Origin of the sequence: Kitasatospora sp. NPDC059571, assembly GCF_042735675.1 — a bacterium.
Taxonomy (GTDB): domain Bacteria; phylum Actinomycetota; class Actinomycetes; order Streptomycetales; family Streptomycetaceae; genus Kitasatospora.
The window spans coordinates 12,687-34,168 of record NZ_JBHWBW010000022.1 but is presented as its reverse complement, the minus strand read 5'-3'; the positions used below and the strand labels follow the sequence as shown (position 1 = coordinate 34,168).

19 protein-coding genes and 2 pseudogenes are annotated in these 21,482 nt (G+C 72.9%); 6 read left to right on the top strand and 15 right to left on the bottom strand.

The window, feature by feature from the left end:
- Positions 1-41 precede the first annotated feature (41 nt).
- On the bottom strand, positions 42-2,270 hold the full coding sequence (locus tag ACFV0G_RS05010; protein WP_380541741.1) for an MMPL family transporter: 2,229 nt from the start codon (positions 2,268-2,270) through the stop codon (positions 42-44).
- Between the two features lie 155 nt (positions 2,271-2,425).
- Between ACFV0G_RS05010 and ACFV0G_RS05005 the strand changes: the two genes are divergently transcribed.
- The 3 genes from ACFV0G_RS05005 to ACFV0G_RS04995 all read left to right on the top strand — a co-directional run bounded on the left by ACFV0G_RS05005 (position 2,426) and on the right by ACFV0G_RS04995 (position 5,237).
- Entirely contained in the window at positions 2,426-2,995 is a 570-nt protein-coding gene (locus ACFV0G_RS05005) for a TetR/AcrR family transcriptional regulator (protein WP_380541738.1), read from the top strand.
- Between the two features lie 391 nt (positions 2,996-3,386).
- Complete coding sequence (locus ACFV0G_RS05000; protein WP_380541735.1) at positions 3,387-3,938, top strand: neutral/alkaline non-lysosomal ceramidase N-terminal domain-containing protein; 552 nt, start codon at positions 3,387-3,389, stop codon at positions 3,936-3,938.
- Between the two features lie 69 nt (positions 3,939-4,007).
- Positions 4,008-5,237 carry an MFS transporter gene (locus tag ACFV0G_RS04995; protein WP_380541747.1) on the top strand — a complete coding sequence of 410 codons (1,230 nt, stop codon included), beginning with the start codon at positions 4,008-4,010 and terminating at the stop codon, positions 5,235-5,237.
- A gap of 40 nt (positions 5,238-5,277) precedes the next feature.
- On the opposite strand, the gene ACFV0G_RS04990 is transcribed toward ACFV0G_RS04995, so the two are convergent.
- From ACFV0G_RS04990 to ACFV0G_RS04980, 3 genes are read right to left on the bottom strand one after another with little or no spacing between them, the layout of a single operon-like run.
- Positions 5,278-5,562, bottom strand: coding sequence for a DUF6510 family protein (locus tag ACFV0G_RS04990; protein ID WP_380541732.1), 285 nt, complete (start codon positions 5,560-5,562; stop codon positions 5,278-5,280).
- A gap of 35 nt (positions 5,563-5,597) precedes the next feature.
- Positions 5,598-6,299: an FAD-binding oxidoreductase gene (locus ACFV0G_RS04985; protein WP_380541729.1), complete on the bottom strand. Its 702-nt coding sequence runs from the start codon at positions 6,297-6,299 to the stop codon at positions 5,598-5,600.
- The gene (locus tag ACFV0G_RS04980; RefSeq protein WP_380541726.1) at positions 6,299-6,898 is read right to left on the bottom strand and encodes a sulfite oxidase-like oxidoreductase; all 600 of its coding nucleotides are present in this window, start codon (positions 6,896-6,898) and stop codon (positions 6,299-6,301) included. The genes ACFV0G_RS04985 and ACFV0G_RS04980 overlap by 1 nt, the downstream gene beginning before the upstream one ends.
- Before the next feature lie 277 nt (positions 6,899-7,175).
- On the opposite strand from ACFV0G_RS04980, the pseudogene ACFV0G_RS04975 reads away from it, so the two are divergent.
- Both ACFV0G_RS04975 and hemB read left to right on the top strand, forming a co-directional pair.
- Positions 7,176-7,454: pseudogene (locus tag ACFV0G_RS04975) on the top strand (porphobilinogen synthase); the annotation flags it as partial.
- A complete protein-coding gene (gene hemB / locus ACFV0G_RS04970; protein WP_380541723.1) occupies positions 7,342-8,187 on the top strand; it encodes a porphobilinogen synthase in 846 nt (281 codons plus the stop codon). The pseudogene ACFV0G_RS04975 and the gene hemB, both read left to right, overlap by 113 nt.
- Positions 8,188-8,485: 298 nt before the next feature.
- Here the strand turns inward: hemB and ACFV0G_RS04965 are convergent, their stop codons facing one another.
- The 7 genes and pseudogenes from ACFV0G_RS04965 to ACFV0G_RS04935 form a co-directional block, all read right to left on the bottom strand.
- Entirely contained in the window at positions 8,486-9,184 is a 699-nt protein-coding gene (locus tag ACFV0G_RS04965; protein WP_380541744.1) for a type 1 glutamine amidotransferase domain-containing protein, read from the bottom strand.
- A gap of 33 nt (positions 9,185-9,217) precedes the next feature.
- Positions 9,218-10,231: pseudogene (locus tag ACFV0G_RS04960) on the bottom strand (DUF885 family protein); the annotation flags it as partial.
- 54 nt (positions 10,232-10,285) lie between these two features.
- Positions 10,286-11,542: an ATP-grasp domain-containing protein gene (locus ACFV0G_RS04955; protein ID WP_380541720.1), complete on the bottom strand. Its 1,257-nt coding sequence runs from the start codon at positions 11,540-11,542 to the stop codon at positions 10,286-10,288.
- Positions 11,543-11,591: 49 nt separating this feature from the next.
- On the bottom strand, positions 11,592-12,860 hold the full coding sequence (locus ACFV0G_RS04950) for an MFS transporter (protein WP_380541717.1): 1,269 nt from the start codon (positions 12,858-12,860) through the stop codon (positions 11,592-11,594).
- Between the two features lie 21 nt (positions 12,861-12,881).
- Positions 12,882-14,306: an FAD-binding oxidoreductase gene (locus ACFV0G_RS04945; protein ID WP_380541714.1), complete on the bottom strand. Its 1,425-nt coding sequence runs from the start codon at positions 14,304-14,306 to the stop codon at positions 12,882-12,884.
- A 196-nt stretch (positions 14,307-14,502) separates the two neighbouring features.
- Complete coding sequence (locus ACFV0G_RS04940; protein ID WP_380541711.1) at positions 14,503-15,231, bottom strand: tyrosine-protein phosphatase; 729 nt, start codon at positions 15,229-15,231, stop codon at positions 14,503-14,505.
- A 27-nt stretch (positions 15,232-15,258) separates the two neighbouring features.
- Positions 15,259-16,023: a glutamate racemase gene (locus tag ACFV0G_RS04935; protein ID WP_380541708.1), complete on the bottom strand. Its 765-nt coding sequence runs from the start codon at positions 16,021-16,023 to the stop codon at positions 15,259-15,261.
- A 55-nt stretch (positions 16,024-16,078) separates the two neighbouring features.
- Between ACFV0G_RS04935 and ACFV0G_RS04930 the strand changes: the two genes are divergently transcribed.
- On the top strand, positions 16,079-17,215 hold the full coding sequence (locus tag ACFV0G_RS04930) for a glycosyltransferase (protein WP_380541705.1): 1,137 nt from the start codon (positions 16,079-16,081) through the stop codon (positions 17,213-17,215).
- Positions 17,216-17,239: 24 nt separating this feature from the next.
- On the opposite strand, the gene ACFV0G_RS04925 is transcribed toward ACFV0G_RS04930, so the two are convergent.
- From ACFV0G_RS04925 to ACFV0G_RS04910, 4 genes are all read right to left on the bottom strand, one after another.
- The gene (locus tag ACFV0G_RS04925) at positions 17,240-18,439 is read right to left on the bottom strand and encodes a glycosyltransferase family 4 protein (RefSeq protein ID WP_380541702.1); all 1,200 of its coding nucleotides are present in this window, start codon (positions 18,437-18,439) and stop codon (positions 17,240-17,242) included.
- A 4-nt stretch (positions 18,440-18,443) separates the two neighbouring features.
- Entirely contained in the window at positions 18,444-19,637 is a 1,194-nt protein-coding gene (locus tag ACFV0G_RS04920) for an ABC transporter ATP-binding protein (RefSeq protein ID WP_380541699.1), read from the bottom strand.
- Positions 19,627-20,523, bottom strand: coding sequence for an ABC transporter permease (locus tag ACFV0G_RS04915; RefSeq protein ID WP_380541696.1), 897 nt, complete (start codon positions 20,521-20,523; stop codon positions 19,627-19,629). The genes ACFV0G_RS04920 and ACFV0G_RS04915 overlap by 11 nt, the downstream gene beginning before the upstream one ends.
- Before the next feature lie 143 nt (positions 20,524-20,666).
- Complete coding sequence (locus ACFV0G_RS04910; protein WP_380541693.1) at positions 20,667-21,305, bottom strand: thiol:disulfide interchange protein DsbA/DsbL; 639 nt, start codon at positions 21,303-21,305, stop codon at positions 20,667-20,669.
- Between the last annotated feature and the right edge of the window lie 177 nt (positions 21,306-21,482).

Below are 21,482 nucleotides of genomic sequence, written 5' to 3'. Positions count from 1 at the left end.
TCGGAATCGAATCCGCGCGGGCCCGGTCGGGCGAGGGCCGGCTAAACCCGGGCGGCGGTCTCCTCGCTCGACGATTCCTTCCCCCTGCCGGGCCGCGGGTCGGCGGCGGGCCCGGCCAGCGCGGGCAGGCGCGCGCCCTCGATGTCGACGTCCGGGATCAGCCGGCCGAGCCACCGGGGCATGCTCCAGGCTCGCCGTCCGAGCAGCGCCATGGCGACCGGCACGAGCGTCATGCGGACGACGAAGGCGTCGACGAACACGCCGAAGGCGAGTGCGAAGCCGATGGACTTGATGATCGGGTCCTCGTTGAAGATGAATCCGCCGAAGACCGCGACCATGATCAGCGCGGCGGCCACGACGACCCGAGCGCTGCGCGAGACGCCCTGGGCGATCGCCTCGGCCGGGTCCTTGCTGTGCTCGTAGTGCTCGCGCATCCGGCTGACCAGGAACACCTCGTAGTCCATGGCGAGGCCGAAGAGCACACCGGTGAGCAGGACCGGGAGGAAGCTGGTGACCGGTCCGACGGCAGGCACATTGAGCAGGCCGTTCAGGTGTCCCTGCTGGAAGACCCAGACCGAGGCTCCCAGGCTTGCGCCGACCGAGAGCAGGAATCCGAGCGCCGCCTTGAGCGGCACCAGGACCGATCGGAACGCGATGGCCAGCAGGATCAGCGCCAGTACGACGATGACACCGATGAACAGCGGGAGCGCGCTGCCGAGCTTTCCGGCGACGTCGATGGCCATGGCCGTCTGGCCGGTGACATAGAGGGAGCCTTGCGCGTCCGCGACCGTGGGGGCCAGATCGCGCATGCGGTGGACCAGGTCGGTCGTGGCCTGGTCGTCGGGGCTCGACTTCGGCACCACGGACATCACCACGACCTCACCGGAGGGGCTGGCCACGGGCGCCGAGACGGCGGCCACGTCCTGGTCGGCCGCCAGCGCGGTGCGCAGCCGGGCGATGGTGTCCTGCCGCTGGTCCTGCGGGACGTGTTCGGTGTCCACGACGGTGATGAGGGTGGCGTTGAAACCAGGCCCGAAGCCCTCGGTGAGCAGCTCGTAGCTCTTGTGCTGGGTGCTGGCCGCGGGCTGGGAGGCGTAGCTGGGCAGTCCGAGGCGCAGATCGCGCGCGGGGAGGGCGAGTGCCAGCAGGCCCACGACGCCGACGAGCAGGACGACGGCCGGTGCGCGGGTGACGGTCCGGGCCCAGGCCAGGCCCCAGGAGCCGGCCGTGCGGTCCTTGCGCTTGCTCTTGCGCTTGGGCCGGCGTGGGCGCATGCGCTCGCCGAACACGCCGAGGACGGCGGGGAGCAGGCTGATGGCGACCAGGACGGCGATCAGTACGGTCACCGCGCCGGCGAGGCCCATGATCGTGAGGAACGGGATGCCGGTGATGGCCAGCGCCGCGAGGGCGATGACGACCGTGGCTCCGGCGAAGACGACTGCGCTGCCGGCCGTGGCGGTGGCTCGTGCGATCGACTCCTCCCAGTCGGTGTCGGGATCGGCGAGCTGCTCGCGGTGCCGGGAGATGACGAACAGCGCGTAGTCGATGCCGACCGCCAAGCCGATCATCAGCGCCAGTACGGTCGCGGTGCCCGTCATCTGCACGAAGCCGGAGACGAACATCGTGCCGAGCACGCCGACGGCGACGCCCAGGAGGGCGGTCAGAAGTGGCAGTCCGGCCGCGACGATGGAGCCGAGCGCGACGGCGAGGACAACGAAGGCGAGGACCACGCCGACCAGCTCGGCCGGGCCGCCGGCCTCGGTCTTCGGGTTCATGGCCGGGCCGCCCAGCTCGACCTGCATCCCGCCGTCGCGCAGGGGCTGGACCAGGGCGGACAGTTCGTCCTTGGCCTCCTCCGACACGTTGGGGGCCTCGTCGATGAACCGGACGTCGGAGTAGGCGATGGCGCCGTTGGTCGACACCGCGCCGGGCCCGGTCGGCTGGGAGACGGCGACGACGCCCTCCACCTTCTCCGCCTTGCGCAGGACGCTGTCGAGCGCCTGCTGCTGCTCCGGGTCCGTGACGGTCTTCCCCTCGGGGGCGGCGACCACGATGCGTACGATACCGCCGGCGGCGGGCGGGAACTTTTCCTTCAGGAGGTCCTGTGCCTGCTGCGCTTCGACGCCGGGGACCGTGAACTCCGTGGACGTCTTCCCGTGCAGGGTCGCCCCCAGGGCGCCGACGACGGCGAGCACGAGTATCCAGGTGGCGATCACCCAGCGGCGGCGGCGGACCATCCACCGCGCCCAGGCGTACAGGCGTGAGGCCATCGATGCATTCCTTACCGGTCGAGACCCTGATCAAGAGAAGCCAGAGGTGCTTAGGGGCGGCGGAGGGGTCAGAGCAATACACCTCCACCGCGCTTTACACCGTAACGCATTTTTGCAGCCCAATGTAAATTAGCCTTCGATGGTAAAGTTGCGGCATGACGGGTGACAGCCTCAGGGAACGCAGCAAGGCGCGACGCAGGGAAGCGATCCTCACCGCCGCCTACGAGCTGTTCGCCGAGCGGGGCTTCGACGCCACGAGCATCGCGGACATCGCCGAGGCGGCCGAGGTCTCACCTCGCACGGTGACGCTGTACTTCCCCACCAAGCTCGAACTGGCGATGGAGCACTTCAACGCGTTCGTCGACCAGCTGGCCGCCGCGCTGCACGCGAGGCCCGCAGGGCAGGGCATCCTCGACACCGTCGAGCAGCGGATGCGCGAACAGGCGGAGGCCCAGGGCAAGTTCGACGAGGCCTACGACCGGATGCTGCAGTCCAACCCCCAGCTCAAGGGCCTGTGCAGGAGCCGGCTGGCCGACGTCATCCAGGACGGCGCGCGCCTCCTCGCCGAGGAGCAGGGCTGGCGCCCCGACGACCTCGCGCCGCGCATCCTCGCGGCCACCGTGGCGAGCGTCATCGGCGAACTGATGCACCGCTCCGAGCCGGGCGACCTGGAGACCGCCATGGCCTTCATCCGCGCCGCGGCCGCCACCCTGCCGCCCGGCTGATTCCCTCCGGCTCCGATCTCCACCCCGGCCGCCAGGACGCAGCGGAGGTGACGCCGAGCAGCGCGGAGACGGACACGGGCTGGCGGATCCCGCGTCCCCGAAGCCTGCCCCGTTCGAGCGGAGCACGCGTTTCTCTCCCCCGTCCCTGGGCGGCGCTCACAACCAGCCGTTGTCGATGGCCGCCCGAATGGTTGTTTCACCCGACTGCCTGCCAATCCCTAGGTTTGCCGGAACGACCCTGGAGGGGCCGATCCGGACGGGCCTGCATCGACACCGCCCGCCCCCGGTGATCGCGGCCCCTGCGGTCCACATGCCGTGACCCCGAGTCCGAACACGCGGAGGCAGAATCGTGGAAACGCCGACCATCACTCGCAGACAGGGACTTCAGCTGATGGCTGCGGTCACCGGCAGTCTGGCGCTCGGCACGGGCGGGGCCGCCGCGGCGGGTGCCCCCGCGCCGTACCTGGTCGGCCGCGGGATCGCCGACATCACCGGCGCCGCGGCCGAGAGCGACATGATGGGCTACTCGATTCCCGGCCAGCAGACCGCCGGCATCCACCAACGGCTGCGGGCACGGGCGTTCGTCATCGCCGACCCGGCGAGCGGCAATCGGATCGCCTGGTGCAACACCGACCAGGGCATTCTCCCCTTCGCCGTCTTCCAGGCAGTGATCTCTCGCCTCGTCGCCCTGTACGGCGGCACCTACACCGAGCAGAACATCTCGGTCAGCGCGACCCACACGCACTCCGGACCAGGCGGATGCGCCCACGACCTCGCCTACAACCTGTCGATCGGCGGCTTCCAGCAGCAGAACTTCGACGCCGTCGTCTCGGGCGTCGTCGAGGCGATCAGCGCCGCCCACGCCGACCTGCGCCCCGGCACCATCACCCTCAGCCGCGGCGAGCTGACCGACGCCAGCGTCAACCGCTCCCGCGCCGCCTAAGCAGATCCCGGCACCGCGACCGGGGAGAGACCCCAGCCCTCCCCCGGCCCCCGCTCGAAGCGCAAGTCCCTGCTCGCCAGCACGATCGGCAACGTCCTCGAGTGGTACGAGTGGAGCGCCTACGCCGTCTTCACCCCCTTCATCGCCAAAGCCATGTTCCACGCGACCGACCCGATGTCCGCGCTGATGTCCACTCTCGCCGTCTTCGCGGTGGGCTTCCTCGTGCGCCCGCTGGGCGGCATCGTCTTCGGACGCGTCGCCGACCGGCGCGGCCGCAAGTTCGTCCTGGTCACCACCATGCTGATGATGGCCGGCGGCAGCCTCGCCATCGGACTCATGCCCGGCTACGCCACCCTCGGCGCCTGGGCCTCGCTCGCTCTCCTCCTCGCCCGCATGGTCCAGGGCTTCGCCCACGGCGGTGAGTCCGCGACCGCCAACACCTACATCGCGGAGATCGCGCCCATCGAGCGCCGCGGCCTGTGGGGAAGCATCGTCTTCGTCGCGATCTTCGGCGGCTCGGCCCTCGCCTTCACCGTGGGCGGAGTCGTGACATCCGCCCTCGCCAAGAGCGAAGTCGCCCAGTGGGGCTGGCGCATCCCCTTCTTCCTCGGAGCGCTGCTCGCCCTCGCCGCCCTCTACCTGCGCCGCAGCATGGACGAGAGCGAGGTGTTCTCCGACGAGACGTCGAACACCGAGGCCCGGCCGCTTCCCAAGTGGCAGGTGGCCCGCCCCGTCCTGCTGGTCATCCTGATGACGTCGGGCATCACCGCCACCCACTACACCTGGACCTCGTACGTCTCGACCTACGCCATCACCCAGAAGGGCATGGACCCCGGTGTCGCCTACTGGTGCTCGGTCGCGGCGCAGTGCATCGCCCTGCTCACCCTGCCGCTGTGGGGCCACCTCTCCGACCAGATCGGCCGGCGGCCGCTGATGATCGCGTTCGCGGTGCTGATGTGCGCCCTGCAGATCCCGCTCAAGCAACTCATCGGCTCGCCGGGATGGACGCTGCTGGTGGCGGACTCCGTCGCCCTCGCCCTTGTGGCCATCCCCGGAGCACTGCTGTCCGCCACCATGGCGGAGAACTTCCCCACGAGGGTGCGCACCCAGGCCATCGGCTTCGCGTACTCGGTGTCCGTGGCGATCTTCGGGGGCACCGCGCCGTACCTGAACCAGCTCTTCATCAGCCTCGGCCAGGCCAGGCTCTCCAGCTTCTACATCATGCTGCTGTGTGTGTTCACGGGCATCGCGTGCTACCTCATGCGGGAGACGAAGGGCATCCGGCTGAAGGACGCCTGACGGCTCGACCGGGGTGGAGCGCCGTCCGCTCCGCCCCGGCTCATGGCGTGGTGGGGGGAAGGGTGAATCGGAAGGCGCCGGTTGCGCCGCCCAGTTGGAGCCAGAGGTGCTCGGGCTGGGTGACGACCCTGAGTGCGATGGCTGCGCAGCCGGGGCAGCGGGCGGTCAGGCCGGGTCCCGATCCGTAGACGTGCAGCTGGGCCATGGTTGCCGGGAGACGGCAGGAGGGGCACAGTCGCCAGGCTGTGGTCGGGTCGATCGCGAAGACCTCCCCGAGCGGTCCGGCGAGCGCGTTGCCGTCGAGGTACAAGGGGTGCTTGTCCATGGCCGGGGTTCTCCTTGCCGTGCGGCGCGGGTGGGTCAGCCGAAGCGTTCGGTGCGGATCTGGTCGGGTGTGTACCCGTTGGTCAGCAGGAGGGTGGCGGCGTGCTCGACGAATCCGGTCGGGCCGCAGACGAAGCAGTGGGTTGCCGCGGCGGCCGACAGGTCCGCCAGGTCGCGTTTGGTCATGCGTCCTGCGGGGCGCTTGGAATGGTCCGGCGCGCGGCGGGTGTAGAGGCGTCGGACGCGGACGTGGTGATCGTCTGCGTCGAGTTCCGTGGCGTACCAGACCTCTTCGGGTTGGCGGACGGAGTAGAGCAGTGTGCAGGGCTCGTCCGAGGCGGCGGCGAGCCGTGCACGCAGCATCGCCATCAACGGCACGATGCCAGAGCCTCCGGCGACAAGCAGGAGCGGGCCGGGTTCCTGGGGGGTCCAGACGAACCAGCCTCCGAGCGGTCCTTTGACCTCGACGTCGGCGCCCACGGGGAGGTCGCCGGCCAGGTACGGGGAGACCTCGCCGCCGAGCGCCGCCTGGACGCCCAGCTCGATGCTGTTGGTGTCGGAGGGGGCTGCCAGCGAGTAGCTCCGGACGGCCTGGTAGCCGTCGTCGGCTGTCAGCCTGACGTCGACGTGCTGGCCCGGGAGGTGTCCCGGCCATCGCGGGACGTCGAACCGCAGTGTGCGGCCGGTCGCGGTCTGTTCGGTCCGCTCGGTCAGGCGGGCCCGTCGCCAGCCGCGCATCAGTCGCTCCAGTAGCGCTGCTCGCGCCACGGGTCGCCGTAGTCGTGGTAGCCGGCCGACTCCCAGAAGCCGGGTTCGTTGTCCGGGGTGAGGATGAGCCCCTTGGCCCACTTCGCCGACTTCCAGAAGTACAGGTGCGGGATCACCAGGCGGGCCGGGCCGCCGTGGTCCGGGGAGAGCGGGTAGCCGTCGAAGGAGTGCGCCAGCCACGCCTTGCCGCCGGTCACGTCCGCCAGCGGGAGGTTGGCGGTGTAGCCGTCGAAGGACTCGGCGATAACGAAGTCGGCCGCGGTGTCGACCTCGTCGAGGAAGACATCGAGGGAGACGCCGCGCCAGCGGGTGTCGAACTTCGACCACCGGGTCACGCAGTGGATGTCGACGGTGGGCTCCTCCTGCGGCAGGGCCATCATCTGGTCCCAGGTCCACGAGCGGGTCTCCCCCGTCTCGGCGGTCACGGTGAACGACCACCGGTCGGTGGGGATGTGGGAGGTGGGACCGGCGGACAGGACGGGGAAGTCCTCGGTCGGATACTGACCCGGTGGCAGCCGACTCGCGACGGTACGGGCCTTCCCGCGGAACCCCGGTGACAGGCTGCCCATGGGCTCACTCCTCTCGCTCGGGGCACGCTCCCGCCCCCCGGCTCGCCGTGTCCCGTTCCATCCATGGTCCGCACCTGCTGTGCGCCTGCAACCCGGCACACCTGGGTGCCCGGTGTGGGCAACGGCACATCTGCCTCCATGTGGGGCCGCGTGGGGCTCTATGACCAACTGGCGCTTGCCCAGGCGGCTTTGCCGCGCGCGTCTCCGCCTCACAATGGCGGCCACAGGACGGCTACTCTCGGGTAGGAATGCGGTTCTACGGGCGTAGCCTCACGGCATGAACTCGTATGAAAGCTTTCCGGGGGCACGGCCGCGACGGCTGCGGACCACGCCCGCGATGCGGCGGATGACCGCCGAGACGCGGCTGCACCCGGCCGGCCTGATCCTGCCCGTGTTTGTGCGCGAGGGCATCGACGAACCTGTGCCGATCGGCGCGATGCCTGGTGTCGTCCAGCACACGCGGGACACCCTGCGCCGCGCCGCGATGGAGGCGCTGGAGGCCGGTGTCTCCGGGATCATGCTGTTCGGTGTACCCGAGGACGCGAAGAAAGACGCGGCGGGGACCGCGGGCACGGACCCCGACGGCATCCTCCAGGTCGCGATCCGGGACGTGCGTGGAGGTCGGCGACGAACTCGTCGTCATGGCGGACCTGTGCCTCGACGAGTTCACCGATCACGGGCACTGCGGCGTCCTCACCGCGGACGGACGGGTCGACAACGACGCCACCTTGACGCGCTACGCCGAGATGGCACAGGTCCAGGCCGAAGCCGGCGTCCACGTCGTCGCGCCGTCCGGGATGATGGACGGCCAGGTCGGCGTGGTCCGCGCCGCCCTCGACGCGGTCGGCAAGCAGGACGTGTCGATCCTCGCCTACACCGCGAAGTACTCCTCCGCCTTCTACGGGCCCTTCCGCGAGGCCGTCGGCTCGTCCCTCAGAGGCGACCGCAAAACGTACCAGCAGGACCCCTCGAACCTCCGCGAGTCGATGCGCGAGCTCGCGCTGGACCTGGCTGAGGGCACGGACATGGTCATGGTCAAGCCCGCCAGCCCCTACCTGGACGTGCTGGCGAAGGTCGCCGCCTCCGTGGACGTGCCGGTGGCCGCGTACCAGATCAGCGGCGAGTACGCGATGCTCGAGGCCGCCGCCGAGAAGGGCTGGATCGACCGCGACGCGGCGATCCTGGAGACCCTCACCGGCATCCGACGGGCCGGCGCGCAGCTGATCCTCACCTACTGGGCCACCGAGGTCGCCCGGAAGCTCTCGCGCCAGGGATCGCAGTCGGCGTGACGGGTGTCGCCCGCTGGTTCCTGGGCTTCCCGGCCGTGCCCGAACTCGCCGGCGGCCATGCGCCCCGCTGTTATCAACGGCGAACACTGCGTCCAGGCCACCCCACACGGGCGCACCGTCGGTACCCTCTCCTTCGACCTCGCTGACGGGTGCCTCCAGCAGGTCGACCCCGACAAGCTCAGCGGCCTGACTCCGACAACGGCTTGGCGCTGCCGTGGAACGCCGGTCGCCTTCCCACCCGCGTGGTGGGCGGGAAGGCTCAGCTGGGTCGGGCAAGGCCCCGGCCAAGCTCGGGTCGTCAGCCCAGGTCGGCCACCATGCGGTTGGCCAGCTGCTTGGCCGAGCCGGGGTTCTGGCCGGTGTAGAGGGTGCGGTCGACCTCGATGTGGGGCAGGAGCGGGAGTGTTCCCTTGGCGTAGTGCGCGCCGCTCTCGCGCAGCCGGTCCTCCAGGAACCAGGAGGCCTTGCGGCCGAAGCTGTTCAGCTTCTCCTCGAAGTTGGACAGTGCGGTGATCCGGTATCCGGCGAAGGGCCAGGAGCCATCCTCGTTCCTGGCCGCGAGCAGCGCCGCCGGTCCGTGGCACAGCAGCCCCAGCGGTCGGCCGGAGGCGAGTTGCTTGGTGAGGAGCGCTCCGGACACCTCGTCGTGGGAGAGGTCCTCCATGGGGCCGTGGCCGCCGGGGTAGAAGACCAGGTCGAAGTCGTCGGGGTACATCTCGCTGAGGGAGGCCGGGGTGTTCAGTGTGTCCTGGATGGTGGCGAGGTAGTCGGCGACTTCGCGGAGGGTGCCCGGAAGGCCGGCAGTGCGGCCCATGCTGATCTTGTCGAGGGTGGGCCGCTTCCCGCCGGGGGTCGCGATGGCGATCTCCCATCCGGCCTCGGTGAAGATTTTGTGCGGCATCGCGAGTTCCTCGCCCCAGTAGCCCGTGGGGTGCTTCGTGCCGTCCTTCAGCGTCCAGTACTCAGCCGCCGTCACGACGAAGAGGACTCGGGTCATGTTCTCGCCTTCCTTGGTGATGACGGGGCCGTAGGGCGGTGTCGGGGGGGGGGGGGCGCCCGCCGGGGGCCGGGGGTCCACCTTCCTGGGGCGCGCGGGCAGCCCCCCGCACCTGTCGGGCGCCGCCCGCTCGGCCCGTTCGACGGCGGCCCTGGCATCGGCCAGCAGCTCCTGCGGGCCGGACCAGCGCAGCGCCGGATCGGTGCGCATCCGGTGCCGCACCTCCTCGGCGGTGCGGGCGCCGAACAGCCGCCCGCCCACCGCCAGGTACTCGTGCTCGAGCCCGGCCAGCAGCTCCAGCCCCGTCCCGTGCAGCTCCTCGGCGCTGCGGTCCGTCGTGGTGTGGATCCGCGCAAGGCGCGCGTACACCTCCCCGCCGTCCGGCAGCCAGCACAGGCCAGGGCGCTGCGACGGCCGGCCGTGCGGGGCCAGTCCGGCCAGGACGTTGCGGTACTCGGCGAAGGCCGGCCGCACCACCGCGGTCAGCAGCCGGTCCCGCTCGGCCGCCCGGCCGGGGGAGAGGGGGACGGCGGCCAGCGGGTCGCCGGACGGGTCGTCGAGGTACCCGTCGAGCCGGGCCACCGCGCGGCCGGCCCGTTCGGCGACCGGCAGCCGCCCGGCGGCGAGGCCGCCGCGGTGCCGCCCGGCCGCCTCCGCCAGGTAGCCGGGGATCGCGGCCAGCCGCGCCAGGTAGCCCTCCTCCCCGTCCTTGCCGCTCGGGCGCAGCGCGGGCAGCGCGACCAGCAGGCGCCCCAGCGGCGAGGTGTCGTAGTCGGCCACGGTGTGCTCCACCAGCCGGGCACCGACCCGGTCGGCGAGCGCCTCGGCCTGCTGGACGACGACGGCACGGGTGATCGCGTCCTGACCGGAGGCCGCGGTCGAGCGGGCCTGCGCCGCGATCCGGCGGGCCCTGGCCGCCAGCTGCTCGTCGGCCGCCTCGGTCAGGTCGCGCAGGCGGTGCTCGAAGCCGGGCAGGCCCTCCAGGGCGTCGCTGAGCGGGTCCTCCTCGGCGATCAGGTCGAGCGTCCGGTCGGCCAGCTCGGCCACGGTGGTCACAGATGTCTCCTCACTCGGTCTCGGGGGTCTGCGGCACGGCGGGTGTCAGGCGACCGGCCGCACCTTCACCTCGATCAGGCCGACGGCCTCCCGGGCGCGGTCCACGGCCTCCCCGGGCGTGGCACCGCAGGCGATCGCGGAGCCGATCCGGTCCCACGAGCACCGCAGTTCGTACGTGCGGTCGCCGGGCTTGAAGCTCACGGCCGCGGAGACCACCCCGGGGACGGCCAGTGCCTCCTCGACCCCGCTCACCGCCTCGATCTCGCCGGGGTCGGCGACCACGAAGCGGATCGCCGCGGCCTGCCCGGCCGTCCCGTTCAGCGGCGCCGGCAGCGGCTGCCCCTTCATCACCGCCCAGAAGCTGCGCACCAGGTCGATCCCGTAGGCGCGCTCGATCAGCTCGATGATGGCGTCGCCGGCGAACCGGCCGGCGCATTCCACCAGGTACGGGGTGCCGTCGGCCACGATCCACTCGCAGTGCGTGATGCCGCTGCCGAACCCGACGGCCTGCAGCAGCCGTTCGGTCCGCTCCAGCATCGCGCGAGTCAGCTCCGGTGAGATCCCTGCAGGAGCGACATGCCCGGACTCCACCGGCCGCGGGCCGGGGTAGAGCTCCTTGGCGGTGACGTTGCCGAACAGCGCGACACCGTCCCGCACCAGCATCTCGACGCTGAACTCCGGCCCGACGACGCAGCGTTCGGCGAGCATCCGGAGCGGCATCGGCCGGTCCGGCACGAACACGCCCTCGTCCTGCACCGTGCACTCGGCCCACGCCTCGTCCACCTCGTCCGCCGCGTGGAGGACCCGGACGCCCACCGCCGCCTGCCGGTTGGCCGGCTTGAGCACCACCGGGCCGGGATGGGCCGCCATGAACGCACGCAGCGCGTCCGGGGAGGCCACCGGCTCGGACTCCGGGTTGGCGATCCCGGCGGCCCGGGCGACCAGGCGCAGCTGCTCCTTGTCGCGCAGCAGCGAGGCCGCGCCGAACCCGGCGCCCGGCACGCCGTAGCGCTCGGAGAGCCGGGCCGCGAACGGGACCCCGTAGTCGGAGAGCGGGGCGACGGCGACCGGTGCGAGGTCGGGCCGGGCGTTGTAGAACGCGTCGGCGGTGCCCGGCAGCTGGTACTCCCACTGGACGAGCTCGCGGACGACCGGGAGCTGACCGACCTGGGTGAGCAGGTCGCGCTTGCGCACCACGTCGGGCTCCTCGATCACGATCACCGTGGCGTCCGGCTGGAACTCGGCGAGGGACTTGAGCGCCACGAGGGAGAACCCGACGACGACGACCGGCTGCTCGGACATGACTGAACTCCTGCCTGGAGAAGGGGAGGTAGGGGGAGGGGCCGGCGGCTCAGGCCGACACGGTCTCGGCCGCGGGCCGGGCGGGGGCGGCGGCGGGCTCGCGGAGTCCCGCGGCGGTCGCGGCGGCGGAGAGCAGGGCGACGGCGCCGCAGAGCCACCAGGCGGGCGCCCCGAGGTGGTCCCAGGCGAACACGCCGATCGCCGGGCCGACGGCCGAGCCGAGGCCGAACATCGCCTGCGAGGCGGCCAGGTAGCGGGCCCGGTGCTCGGCCGGCTGCTTCGCGGGGTGCGCGAAGGTGGTCGGGCCGCTGACCATCAGCCCGACGTCCGAGAGCACGATGAGCCCGAGCACCACCGCCGCGGCCTGCGGCGCCAGCGCGTACCCGGCCAGGCCCAGCCCCATCACCGCGATGCCGAGCCCGCCGGCCACCGCGGGCCGCCAGCTCTGCACGTACGAGGTGATCTTCAGCTCGCAGGTGATGACCAGCAGCGAGGAGGTCACCAGGACGGCGCTGTACAGCCGCGGGGAGTGCCCGCCCTCGGTGAGCTGGAGCGGCAGCATCGCCATCGACTGGATGTAGACGATCGCGCTGAGCAGCATCCCGAGCAGGTAGAGCAGGTAGCGGTGGTCGCGCAGGACCACGGCGTAGCTCCCGGCGGCCTTCTTCTCCGGCGCGCGGTCGGTGGGCAGGGCGGGGGCCTGCTTGCCGACGGCGGTGCGGGGGAGCAGCACGGCCGCCACCAGCGCGTACAGCAGGGCGGTGCCCGCGTCGAACCAGAACAGCGCCGACCAGTCGAGCCCGATCAGCACGGCGGCCACCAGCGGGCCGACCGCGGCGCCGACGTTGAGGGCGATCCGCAGCATCGAGAAGGCCATCACCCGGTGCTCCTCCGGCATCAGCTCGGTGAGCATCGCCGAGGCGGCCGGCCGGTAGGCCTGGGTGATCGCGCCGGCCCCGGCGACCACGGCCGCCAGGGCGAGCTCCCGGCCGGGTTCGGCCAGCAGCGGCATCGCGGCGACCAGGGCGGCGGACCCGGTCATCGCGGTGATGATGGTGTTCCGCGCGCCGAGGCGGTGGGTGAGCTCGCCGCCGAGCAGCGTCCCGAAGACGGCGCCGAGGCTGTACGCCCCGAGGAAGATCCCCACCTCGCCGACCGGGAACCGCTGGTGCACCAGGAACAGTGCCAGGAAGGTCTGCATGAAGGCGCCGAGCTGGTTGACCAGCACGCCGCTCAGCAGGTACCGCACGGGTGCGGGGGTGACCCGCAGGGTCGCCAGCACACCCGGCGGGGCGGGCTGCTTCTCGTTCTCGCTCATGGGCCTGCCCTCTCCGATCCGCTACTCGCCGAGCCCGATGCTCTGGTCGAAGCCGAAGACGTCGTCCGGGTCGTACTTCCGCTTGACCTCGACCAGCCGCGGCAGGTTGGCGCCGTAGTAGGCCCGCTGCCAGTCCGTCAGCTCGGGGTCCACGAAGTTCTGGTAGGCCGCGTCGGACACGTGCGGGCCGACGGCGTCGTACAGGCCGTTGAGCCAGTCCAGGTTCTCCGCGACCAGGGCGGGGGAGTCCTCGGCCGTCCAGGAGGTGTCCATGGAGACCAGGAAGAGCGTGTCGCGGTGCACGAAGGCGGTGTCCTCGGCCGCGACCCGGTTGATCTGCCCGCCCCAGGCGAACAGGCCGACGCCGCCGCCGTCGGTGTTGGTGCTGCCCGGCCACCGCTCGACCCAGGAGAGCATCGCCCCGATGCCCTCGTCGGCGACCGGGCCCGCGGTGAAGTTGGTGCGCAGCGCGAAGTCGCCGCCCGAAGTGGCGTGGGACATGTGCATCTTGGCGTCCCAGTAGGTGCGGTCCTCGAACTCGGCGGTGGCCGGGGCGGCCGCGGTCAGCGCGTCGTCCAGGATGCTCCGCAGCTCCGCGGACGGGCCGAGGTACTGGGCGACCGTGGTCACCACCGCGTTCTCCCGGCCGGCCCGCCGGTCGGGGCCGGCGGTGCTGACGCCCAGCCGGGCCGCGAACTCGTCCGGGGCGTGCGCCACGATCCGCTGCAGCACCGGGAGGACGGTCATCGCGTCCGACCAGCGCCAGGTGAGGCTGCAGGTGGACACATCGCCGACCGGCTGCGCCTGGAAGGTGAAGGAGACGTTGATGCCGAAGTTCCCGCCGCCGCCCCCGCGGCAGGCCCAGAAGAGGTCCGGGTTCTCCCGCTCGTTGCAGGTCAGCAGGCGCCCGTCGGCGGTCACCACCACGGTCTCCACCAGCGCGTCGCAGGTCAGGCCGAGCTTGCGGGCGGCGAACTCGCAGCCGCCGCCGAGCACCAGGCCCGCGACGCCCACCGCGGGGTGGGTGCCGGCCGAGACCGCCATCTCGAACGGCCGGATCGCGCCGTACAGTTGGCCGGTCCGGGTGCCGCCGCCGACGGTGACCAGGCCGGTGGACCCATCGGCCCGGGTCGTGCAGAGCCGGGCGAGGTCGATGACCAGGCCGTCGTTGACCGAGTAGCCCGCGAAGCTGTGGCCGCCGGAGTGCGCGACCAGCGGGACGCCGTGCTCGCGGGCCCACCTGATGCCCTGCCGGACGTCCTCGGCGTCGGCCGCCGCGAGCACCCCGAGCGGGCTGCGGGCGCCCTCGTAGCGGGTGTTGAAGAGCCTGGTGCCCATCAGGTAGCCGGGCTCGCCGGGCCGGCAGACCCGGCCTCTGACCGCCTTGCCGAGCCCGAGCCAGTCGGACTCCTGCGGAGGCCCGAACCCGCCTGCCGTCCTGCCCATGCGATGCCCCTCGGTCGATTCCGGCCCTCGTCCGACCCTGGCGGGTCGGGGCGACGGGACCCGCGAGCGGTGGGCGGGTCCGTGCTCATCGAAGTGGAGACCGGAATTGATCGGAAGGATCGAACGTATCGAACAATCAAAGAGCTTCGCGGAGTCCGCGCAGTTCAGCGCCGGGGGGGGGGCCCCCCCCCGCCGGTCACGCGGTGAGCAGCCGTTCCCGCAGGGCGCCGGTCAGGGCGTCGTCCGCGCCGAGGCGGTCGGCGGCGTAGCCGGCCACCGAGCCGTACCGGGCGGTGAGGCCGGCCAGGAAGAGCTCCATCAGGGCGGCGGGCGCGGTGCCGTAGCCGGGCCAGAGCGGGCCGCGGGCCGCATGCCGGGCGCGCCACTCGGCGGCGAGGCGCTCGGTGGCGAGCCCGGTCCTGGCGAAGTCGGCGACGATCTGCCGCTCGTCGACGCCGAGCAGGGTGAGCACCAGGGCGGCGACGATCCCCGTCCGGTCCTTGCCCGAGAAGCAGTGGAAGGCCGCCGGGGCGTCGGCCTCCGCGATCACCCGCAGCACCTCGGCGAGCTCCGCCGTCCCGTCCTCGGCGACCTCGGCGTAGCGCTCGGCGAGGTAGACCGCGGCGTCGACGTCCGGGCCCAGCGCGGCCTGGTCGTACGGCCGGTGCTCGACGGAGAGGTTGTGGTAGGCGAGGCCGGGCAGGTCGGGTATCCGGGCGGTCTGGGCGATCTCCCACGGGTAGCGCAGGTCGATCACCGTCCGCACCCCCAGCGCGGCGAAGCGGTCGAGGTCGTCGCCGGCCAGCTTGCCGAGGGAGTCGGAGCGGTAGAGCAGGCCGCGGCGGACGGTGCGCCCGTCCGCGGTGCGGTGTCCGCCGAGGTCCCGGAAGTTGCAGAGCCGTTCGAAGATCGGTTCGGTCGTCACCGGGGTGACTCTACGGCCGACGGGCCGTCAGCGGGCCGGAACGGCGGAGGAGACGAGCGCGCCCTCCGGGTAGCCGAGGGCGGCCGCGGTGAGCTGCGAGGGCCGGCCGTTGTGCAGCACGGTGACCGTCCCGGTGCCGGGGCCCCGGTCGGTCTCCGCCAGCCGGCGCAGCACCTGGGCGGCGACCGCGTCGGCGGAGCCGTACAGCCGGGCGCCGGGGACGGCGGCCCGGATCTCGTCGCGGACGATCTCGTAGTGGGTGCAGCCGAGGACGATCGCGGTGGTGCCGGCCGGGGTGCGGGCCGCGGCGTCGGCCACGGCGGCGGCGATCGCGGCCCGGTCGCCGCGCTCCACGGCGTCCGCCAGGCCCGGGCAGGCGACCTCGGCGACCTCGGCGGTGCCGCCGAAGTCGGCGATCAGGGCACGCTGGTAGGCGCTGCCGGTGGTGGCCGGGGTGGCCCAGATCGCGACGGTGCCGCCGTCGGCGGCGGCAGGCTTGATCGCCGGGACGGTGCCGATCACCGGCAGGCCGGGCTCCAGCTCGGCGCGCAGGGTGGCCAGCGCGTGCACGGAGGCGGTGTTGCAGGCCACCACCAGCGCGTCCGGCCGGTACGCGGCGGCGGCCCGGGCGCAGGCCAGCGCGTGGTCGGTGACGTCCTCGGGCGTGCGCGGGCCCCAGGGCATGCCGTCCGGGTCGGAGGAGAGCACGAGGTCCGCGTCGGGACGCAGGCGCCGCAGCGCCGCCGCTGCCGCGAGCAGGCCGATTCCGGAGTCCAGCAGTGCGATCTTCACAGGGCACGACTCTACCGAACGGCCGGAGCGGCTCCCCGTGCGGCAGACTGCCGGGGTGACGTTCCTGCTGTGGGTGTCGGTGTCGTCCCTGCTGGCGTGGGTGTGGCTGGCGGTCTGCCGCGGGCTGTTCTGGCGGACCGACGTGCGGCTGCCGCCGCGGGAGGAGCCGGAGCGCTGGCCGTCGGTCGCGGTGGTGGTGCCCGCCCGGGACGAGGCCGAGGTGCTGCCGCTGTCACTGCCCTCGCTGCTGGCGCAGAAGTACCCGGGGCCGGCCCGGGTGGTGCTGGTGGACGACCACAGCGGCGACGGCACCGGCGAGGTGGCGCGGCGGCTCGCGGCGGACGGCGGGCTGCCGCTCACGGTGGCCGTCCCTCCCCCGCTGCCGTCCGGCTGGACGGGCAAGCTCTGGGCGCTGCGGCACGGGGTGGAGCTGGCCGGGGACGTGGACCTGCTGCTGCTCACCGACGCGGACATCGCGCACGGCCCGACCTCGCTGGCCGAACTGGTCGCCGCGGCCGGCAGCAACGGGCTGGACCTGGTGTCGCAGATGGCGCGGCTGCGGGTGGCGACCGGCTGGGAGCGGCTGGTCGTGCCGGCCTTCGTGTACTTCTTCGCCCAGCTGTACCCGTTCCGGTGGAGCAACCGGCCCGGGGCCAGGACGGCGGCCGCGGCGGGCGGCTGCACGCTGGTGCGGCGCGAGGCGCTGGAGCGGGCCGGCGGGGTGGCGGCGATCCGCGGCGCGGTGATCGACGACGTGTCGCTGGCCCGCGCGGTCAAGCGGACCGGCGGCCGCACCTGGCTCGGCCTGGCGGACCGGGTGGCGAGCGTGCGCCCGTACCCGCGGCTGGCGGACCTGTGGCGGATGGTGTCGCGCAGCGCCTACGCGCAGCTGCGGCACTCGCCGCTGCTGCTGCTCGGGACGGTGCTCGGGCTCGGGCTGGTCTACCTGGTGCCCCCGGTCGCGGTGGCCGCCGGGCTGGCGGCCGGGGCGCCGGCCGTGTGGGGCACCGGGGCGGCGGCGTGGGCACTGATGGCGGGCACCTTCGCGCCGATGCTGCGGTACTACCGGCAGCCGGTGGCCGCGGCACCGCTGCTGCCGTTCACCGCGGGCCTGTACCTGCTGATGACCGTGGACTCGGCCGTCCGGCACTGGCGCGGGCGCGGCGCCGTGTGGAAGGGCCGGACGTACTGATCCCGGCAGCGGCGGCCGGGCCGGTCACCGGCCGAGCAGGCGCAGCGCGGCCGGCTTGGTGAACTCGTAGCGGACCATCTGCTCCAGGTCGCGCAGCCAGCCGGCGGTCCCGGGCGGCGCGGACAGCACCTCGCGGTAGATCCGTTCGAAGGCGGAGGCGACGCCGGCGAGCGAGAACCGGCCGACCACCCACTCCCGCCCCCACCGGCCGAGCTCCTCGCGCAGGGCGGGGTCGTCGAGGAGTTCGCGGATCTGGCCGGCCAGCACCCCGGGGTCGCGGCTGCCGTCGCCGAAGCCGTACATGCAGCGGGAGGCGTGCGGCTCGACCAGCGGGCCGGGCCGGTGGATCGCGGTGTAGCCGGCGGCGCCGTGCACCACGACCGGCTTGCCGAAGGCGAGGCCGCGCAGCGCGGAGCCGCCCATGCCGAGCACCAGGTCGGCCGCCTCGTAGGCGGGCCGGGGGTCGGCCAGCTGGCCCGGGACGAGGACGGCGTCGCGGCCGAGGGCGCGGTTGGCGTCGGCGGCGCGCACCCGCAGCCGGTCCAGGCTGGGGCCGGCGCCGACGACGACCAGCCGGACGTTCGGGTCGTCGAGGCGTCGGACGGCGTCGACGGTGAGCTCGGCGCCGGCGTCCTTCTCCAGGTCGGGGACCAGCCGGGTGACGATGGCGAGCAGCAGTTCGCCGTCCTTGATGCCGTGCTCGCGGCGGAACGCGGCGCCGTCCGCCACCCCGGGGGCGTCGGTGACGGTGTTCACGGGGGGTTCGATCAGCCGGACGTCGCGGTGCCCGAAGGCCCGGCCGTCGCCCATCAGGGCGCCCAGTCCGAGCACCAGCGGCTGGTGCCGGGGCAGGCCGCGCAGCATCCGGATGCCGTAGAAGGTGGTGACCACCGGGATCCGGCCGAGCCGGCCCGGGCCGAAGTAGGCGTTCCGGGCGGCCCGCACCTCCCAGGCGTGCACCAGGTCGCTGCCGTGGTCGGCGGCGACCCGGCCGAGCCGGCGCCGGACCTCGCGGTGCGGGGTGTCCGGGCCGCCCGCGACCACGACCTCCAGGCCGTGGCCGGCGGCGACGTCCACGAGCGGGGCGCTGCCGTCGACGCCCTGCGCGAAGAGGACGGGGTCGTGCCCCCGTTCGCGCAGGGTGCGGGCGATGTCGACCGCGTTGAGCTGGGCACCGCCGAGGGCGAGGTTGTTCAGGTGCACCAGCACACGCACGGGTCTCATCCGGTCAGTCCTCCCACTGGTGCGGTACGAACACCGGCGCGGCCAGCACCACGGCGCGCGGCGGGGTGTCGAGCACGGGGCCGAACACGTCGAACTGGCCGACGGAGTGCCAGCTCATCAGGGTGCCGCCGTCGGTCTTCCCGATGGAGTAGACGCCGGCCCACAGGGTGTACCGGCCGCGCGGCAGCGGGAGCCGCGGGATGACGCAGACCGCCTGGTGGTCCTCGCCGGTGAGCCGGACCTCGTGGCTGATCTGGAAGATCGGGCTGGAGGTGCCCTCGCTGACGCCGAGGTGCAGGGTGGCGTCGCCGCGGTAGTCGCCGCCGAGGGTCAGCTCGACCGTCATCGGCTCGTCGGTGGTGAGGTTGTCGCGGTCCTCGCCGCGGATGGCGTGCTTCAGCAGCTGGAGCGGCTCGCCGGTGCGCGCCCCGCCCTCGGACTGCGCCTCGATGGAGTCCCGGTAGCCGGCCAGCGCGTCCTTGATGCCGGCGTCGACCCGGACGGTGCCCTGCTCCAGCCAGACGCCGCGGCGGCAGATCGACTCGACGGCGGGCAGGTCGTGGGAGACGAAGACGATGGTGGTGCCCTGCTCGGCGACCTCGCGCATGCGGTCCAGGCAGCGCTGCTGGAAGACCGCGTCGCCGACCGCGAGCACCTCGTCGACCAGCAGCACGTGCGGCTCCAGGTAGGCGGCGACGGCGAAGCCGAGCCGCATCTGCATGCCGGAGGAGTAGAACTTCACCTGCCGGTCGATGGCGCCGCCGAGCCGGGCGAACTCCACGATGTCGTCGAACCGGCCGGCCACCTCGCGGCGCTTGAGGCCGAGCAGGGCGCCGAACAGGTAGACGTTCTCCCGGCCGGTGAGGTCCGGGTGGATGCCGGCCCGGATCTCGATCAGCGCGCCGATCCGGCCGCGGACGTCGATGATCCCGCCGTACGGGTACATCACCCGGGTCAGCATCTTCAGCAGGGTGGACTTGCCCGAGCCGTTGGAGCCGATCAGGCCGACCGCCTCGCCGGGCTCGATGTGCAGGTTGATGTCGCGCAGCGCCCAGCGCCAGTCCTCGCCGCGGCCGCCGCGCAGCCGGCGGGCCATCGACTCGACCTTGTCGCGCAGCAGCATCCGCTGCTGGTCGGCCTTGAAGCGCTTCCAGACGTGCTCGGTGCGGATCGTCCCCAGCTCGTACTCACGCGACATCGGCGATCCCCGTTTCCAGCTTCTTGAAGAACAGGTAGCCGCCGACCAGGAACACCACGGAGGAGACGGCGGCGATGCAGGTGAGCCCGAGGTCGGGGGCCTGGCCGTACAGCAGGGCGCGGCGGTAGCCCTCGATCACGGCGCCGAGCGGGTTGATCCCGACGTAGATCTCCTGCAGCCGGACGGGGATCTTGGCCAGCGGGTAGGCGACCGGCGTGGCGAAGACGCCCATCTGGGTGATGATCGGCAGCAGGTGCCGGACGTCGCGCAGGTAGACCACGGCCACCGAGAGGATCAGCGCCACGCCGTAGGTGAAGGCGAACTGGATGAGCAGCAGCGGCAGCGCCCACAGCAGGGTGGCCGCCGGGGCCGTCCAGAACAGCAGGAACAGCAGACCCAGTACGGCGGTGCCGATCAGCATGTCGACGGTGGCGACCAGCATGGTGGCGAGCGGGAAGACCTCGCGCGGGCAGTACACCTTGTTCAGCAGGCTGAGGTTGTTGGCGAGGCTCAGCGCGCCCTGGTTCATCGTGTTGCTGAAGAACTGCCAGACGATCAGGCCGACGTAGGCGAAGAGCGTGTAGGGCGCACCGCCGGTGTCGATCTTCACCGCCCGGTGGAAGACCAGGGTGAAGATGGCGCACAGCGCGAGCGGTGTGAGCACCGCCCAGGCGAAGCCGAGCACCGCCTGCTTGTAGCGGGCCCGCAGGTCGCGCTCGGCCAGGGCGCGCACCAGCTCCCGGGCGCCCCAGAGCTCCCGGGCGACCTGCGCCGGGCGGAGCCGGCGTTTGAAGATCAGGTGCGGCGGTGGCCCCTCGGCCGCCGCGGGCCCGGTCGCCGTCCGGCTGTCGCGCTCGTCGATGACCTGCGCGCTACGTCCCCCCACGGGCCCCCACCCTCTCGCTCGTGGCTGCGGAAAGGACCGCTGCCCCTCCGGTGCGGTCCAGGCGACCACTCTGGCACAAGGTGTGCGCGCGAGGGGCTGGTTCGGTGAAGGTGGGGCTGCTCAGCGGCGGTGCGGCCGGGCGCTCAGGGGTGCGTGAGCATGCCGTCCATCGCGGCCGGCATCCGCTCGACGCCGTCGGCGGTGGACGGGGAGGTCCGTTCGTCGCCGACCACCACGGTGGGCAGTTCGGTGATCCGGTCACGGACGAGTCGGTCCGGGGCGTCGTCGGTGAGCCGGTCGACATCGGCGGAGCGGTAGGCGGCGCGGAAGGCGGCCGGGTCCAGGCCCTGGGTTAGCGCCCAGGCGGCGGCGCGGTCCTCGGTGGTGAGGTCGCGGTGCTCCTCGCGCACCGCCCGGAACACCGCCTGCTGGAGGCGGTCGACCGCGCCGAGGCGCTCCAGGGTGTAGTAGAGCCGGGCGTGGGCGCGCTGCACCTGCTCGTCGGGGCCGCCGGGCCAGACCGCGGGCACCCGGCGGAGCACCGCGCCGTCGCGGTGCTCCGCCGCCCAGCGCTCCAGGGCGGGCTCGAACTGCGCGCAGTGCCGGCAGCCGTACCAGAAGAACTCCACGGCCTCGCGGCGCTCGGCGGCGCGCGGCCGGGGCGCCTGCGGCCCGGCGTGGACCGGGTCGCGGGGGGCGTCGGGGGCGGCGGCCGTGGCGGTGGCGGGCGCGAGGCCGGCGGTGAGGACGGCCAGGGCGGTGGCGGTGCGCAGCAGCTTCACGGCCGCAGCCTGGCAGCGCGGGCGGCCGGTGATCCAGCCGGTTCCGGCCCGCGGCCTGCGGATTCGCCCGTTCGGCCCAGGGCGGTGCCGCAGCCGGGCCGCCGGTGCGGACGTAGGAAGCCACAAGCGGGCCGGACGGCCGCGGCGGGGCTGTGGAGGATCGGACGTTGTGCCGGG

Excerpts from the sequence above, each read along its gene's own strand:
- ACFV0G_RS04925 (WP_380541702.1), bottom strand. The coding sequence starts at position 18,439 with ATGAGACCCGTGCGTGTGCTGGTGCACCTGAACAACCTCGCCCTCGGC.
- ACFV0G_RS04980 (WP_380541726.1), bottom strand. The coding sequence starts at position 6,898 with ATGGGCAGCCTGTCACCGGGGTTCCGCGGGAAGGCCCGTACCGTCGCG.
- ACFV0G_RS04950 (WP_380541717.1), bottom strand. The coding sequence starts at position 12,860 with ATGAGCGAGAACGAGAAGCAGCCCGCCCCGCCGGGTGTGCTGGCGACC.
- ACFV0G_RS04965 (WP_380541744.1), bottom strand. The coding sequence starts at position 9,184 with ATGACCCGAGTCCTCTTCGTCGTGACGGCGGCTGAGTACTGGACGCTG.
- ACFV0G_RS04955 (WP_380541720.1), bottom strand. The coding sequence starts at position 11,542 with ATGTCCGAGCAGCCGGTCGTCGTCGTCGGGTTCTCCCTCGTGGCGCTC.
- ACFV0G_RS05010 (WP_380541741.1), bottom strand. The coding sequence starts at position 2,270 with ATGGCCTCACGCCTGTACGCCTGGGCGCGGTGGATGGTCCGCCGCCGC.
- ACFV0G_RS04990 (WP_380541732.1), bottom strand. The coding sequence starts at position 5,562 with ATGGACAAGCACCCCTTGTACCTCGACGGCAACGCGCTCGCCGGACCG.
- ACFV0G_RS05000 (WP_380541735.1), top strand. The coding sequence starts at position 3,387 with ATGGCTGCGGTCACCGGCAGTCTGGCGCTCGGCACGGGCGGGGCCGCC.
- ACFV0G_RS04985 (WP_380541729.1), bottom strand. The coding sequence starts at position 6,299 with ATGCGCGGCTGGCGACGGGCCCGCCTGACCGAGCGGACCGAACAGACC.
- ACFV0G_RS04920 (WP_380541699.1), bottom strand. The coding sequence starts at position 19,637 with ATGTCGCGTGAGTACGAGCTGGGGACGATCCGCACCGAGCACGTCTGG.
- ACFV0G_RS04945 (WP_380541714.1), bottom strand. The coding sequence starts at position 14,306 with ATGGGCAGGACGGCAGGCGGGTTCGGGCCTCCGCAGGAGTCCGACTGG.
- ACFV0G_RS05005 (WP_380541738.1), top strand. The coding sequence starts at position 2,426 with ATGACGGGTGACAGCCTCAGGGAACGCAGCAAGGCGCGACGCAGGGAA.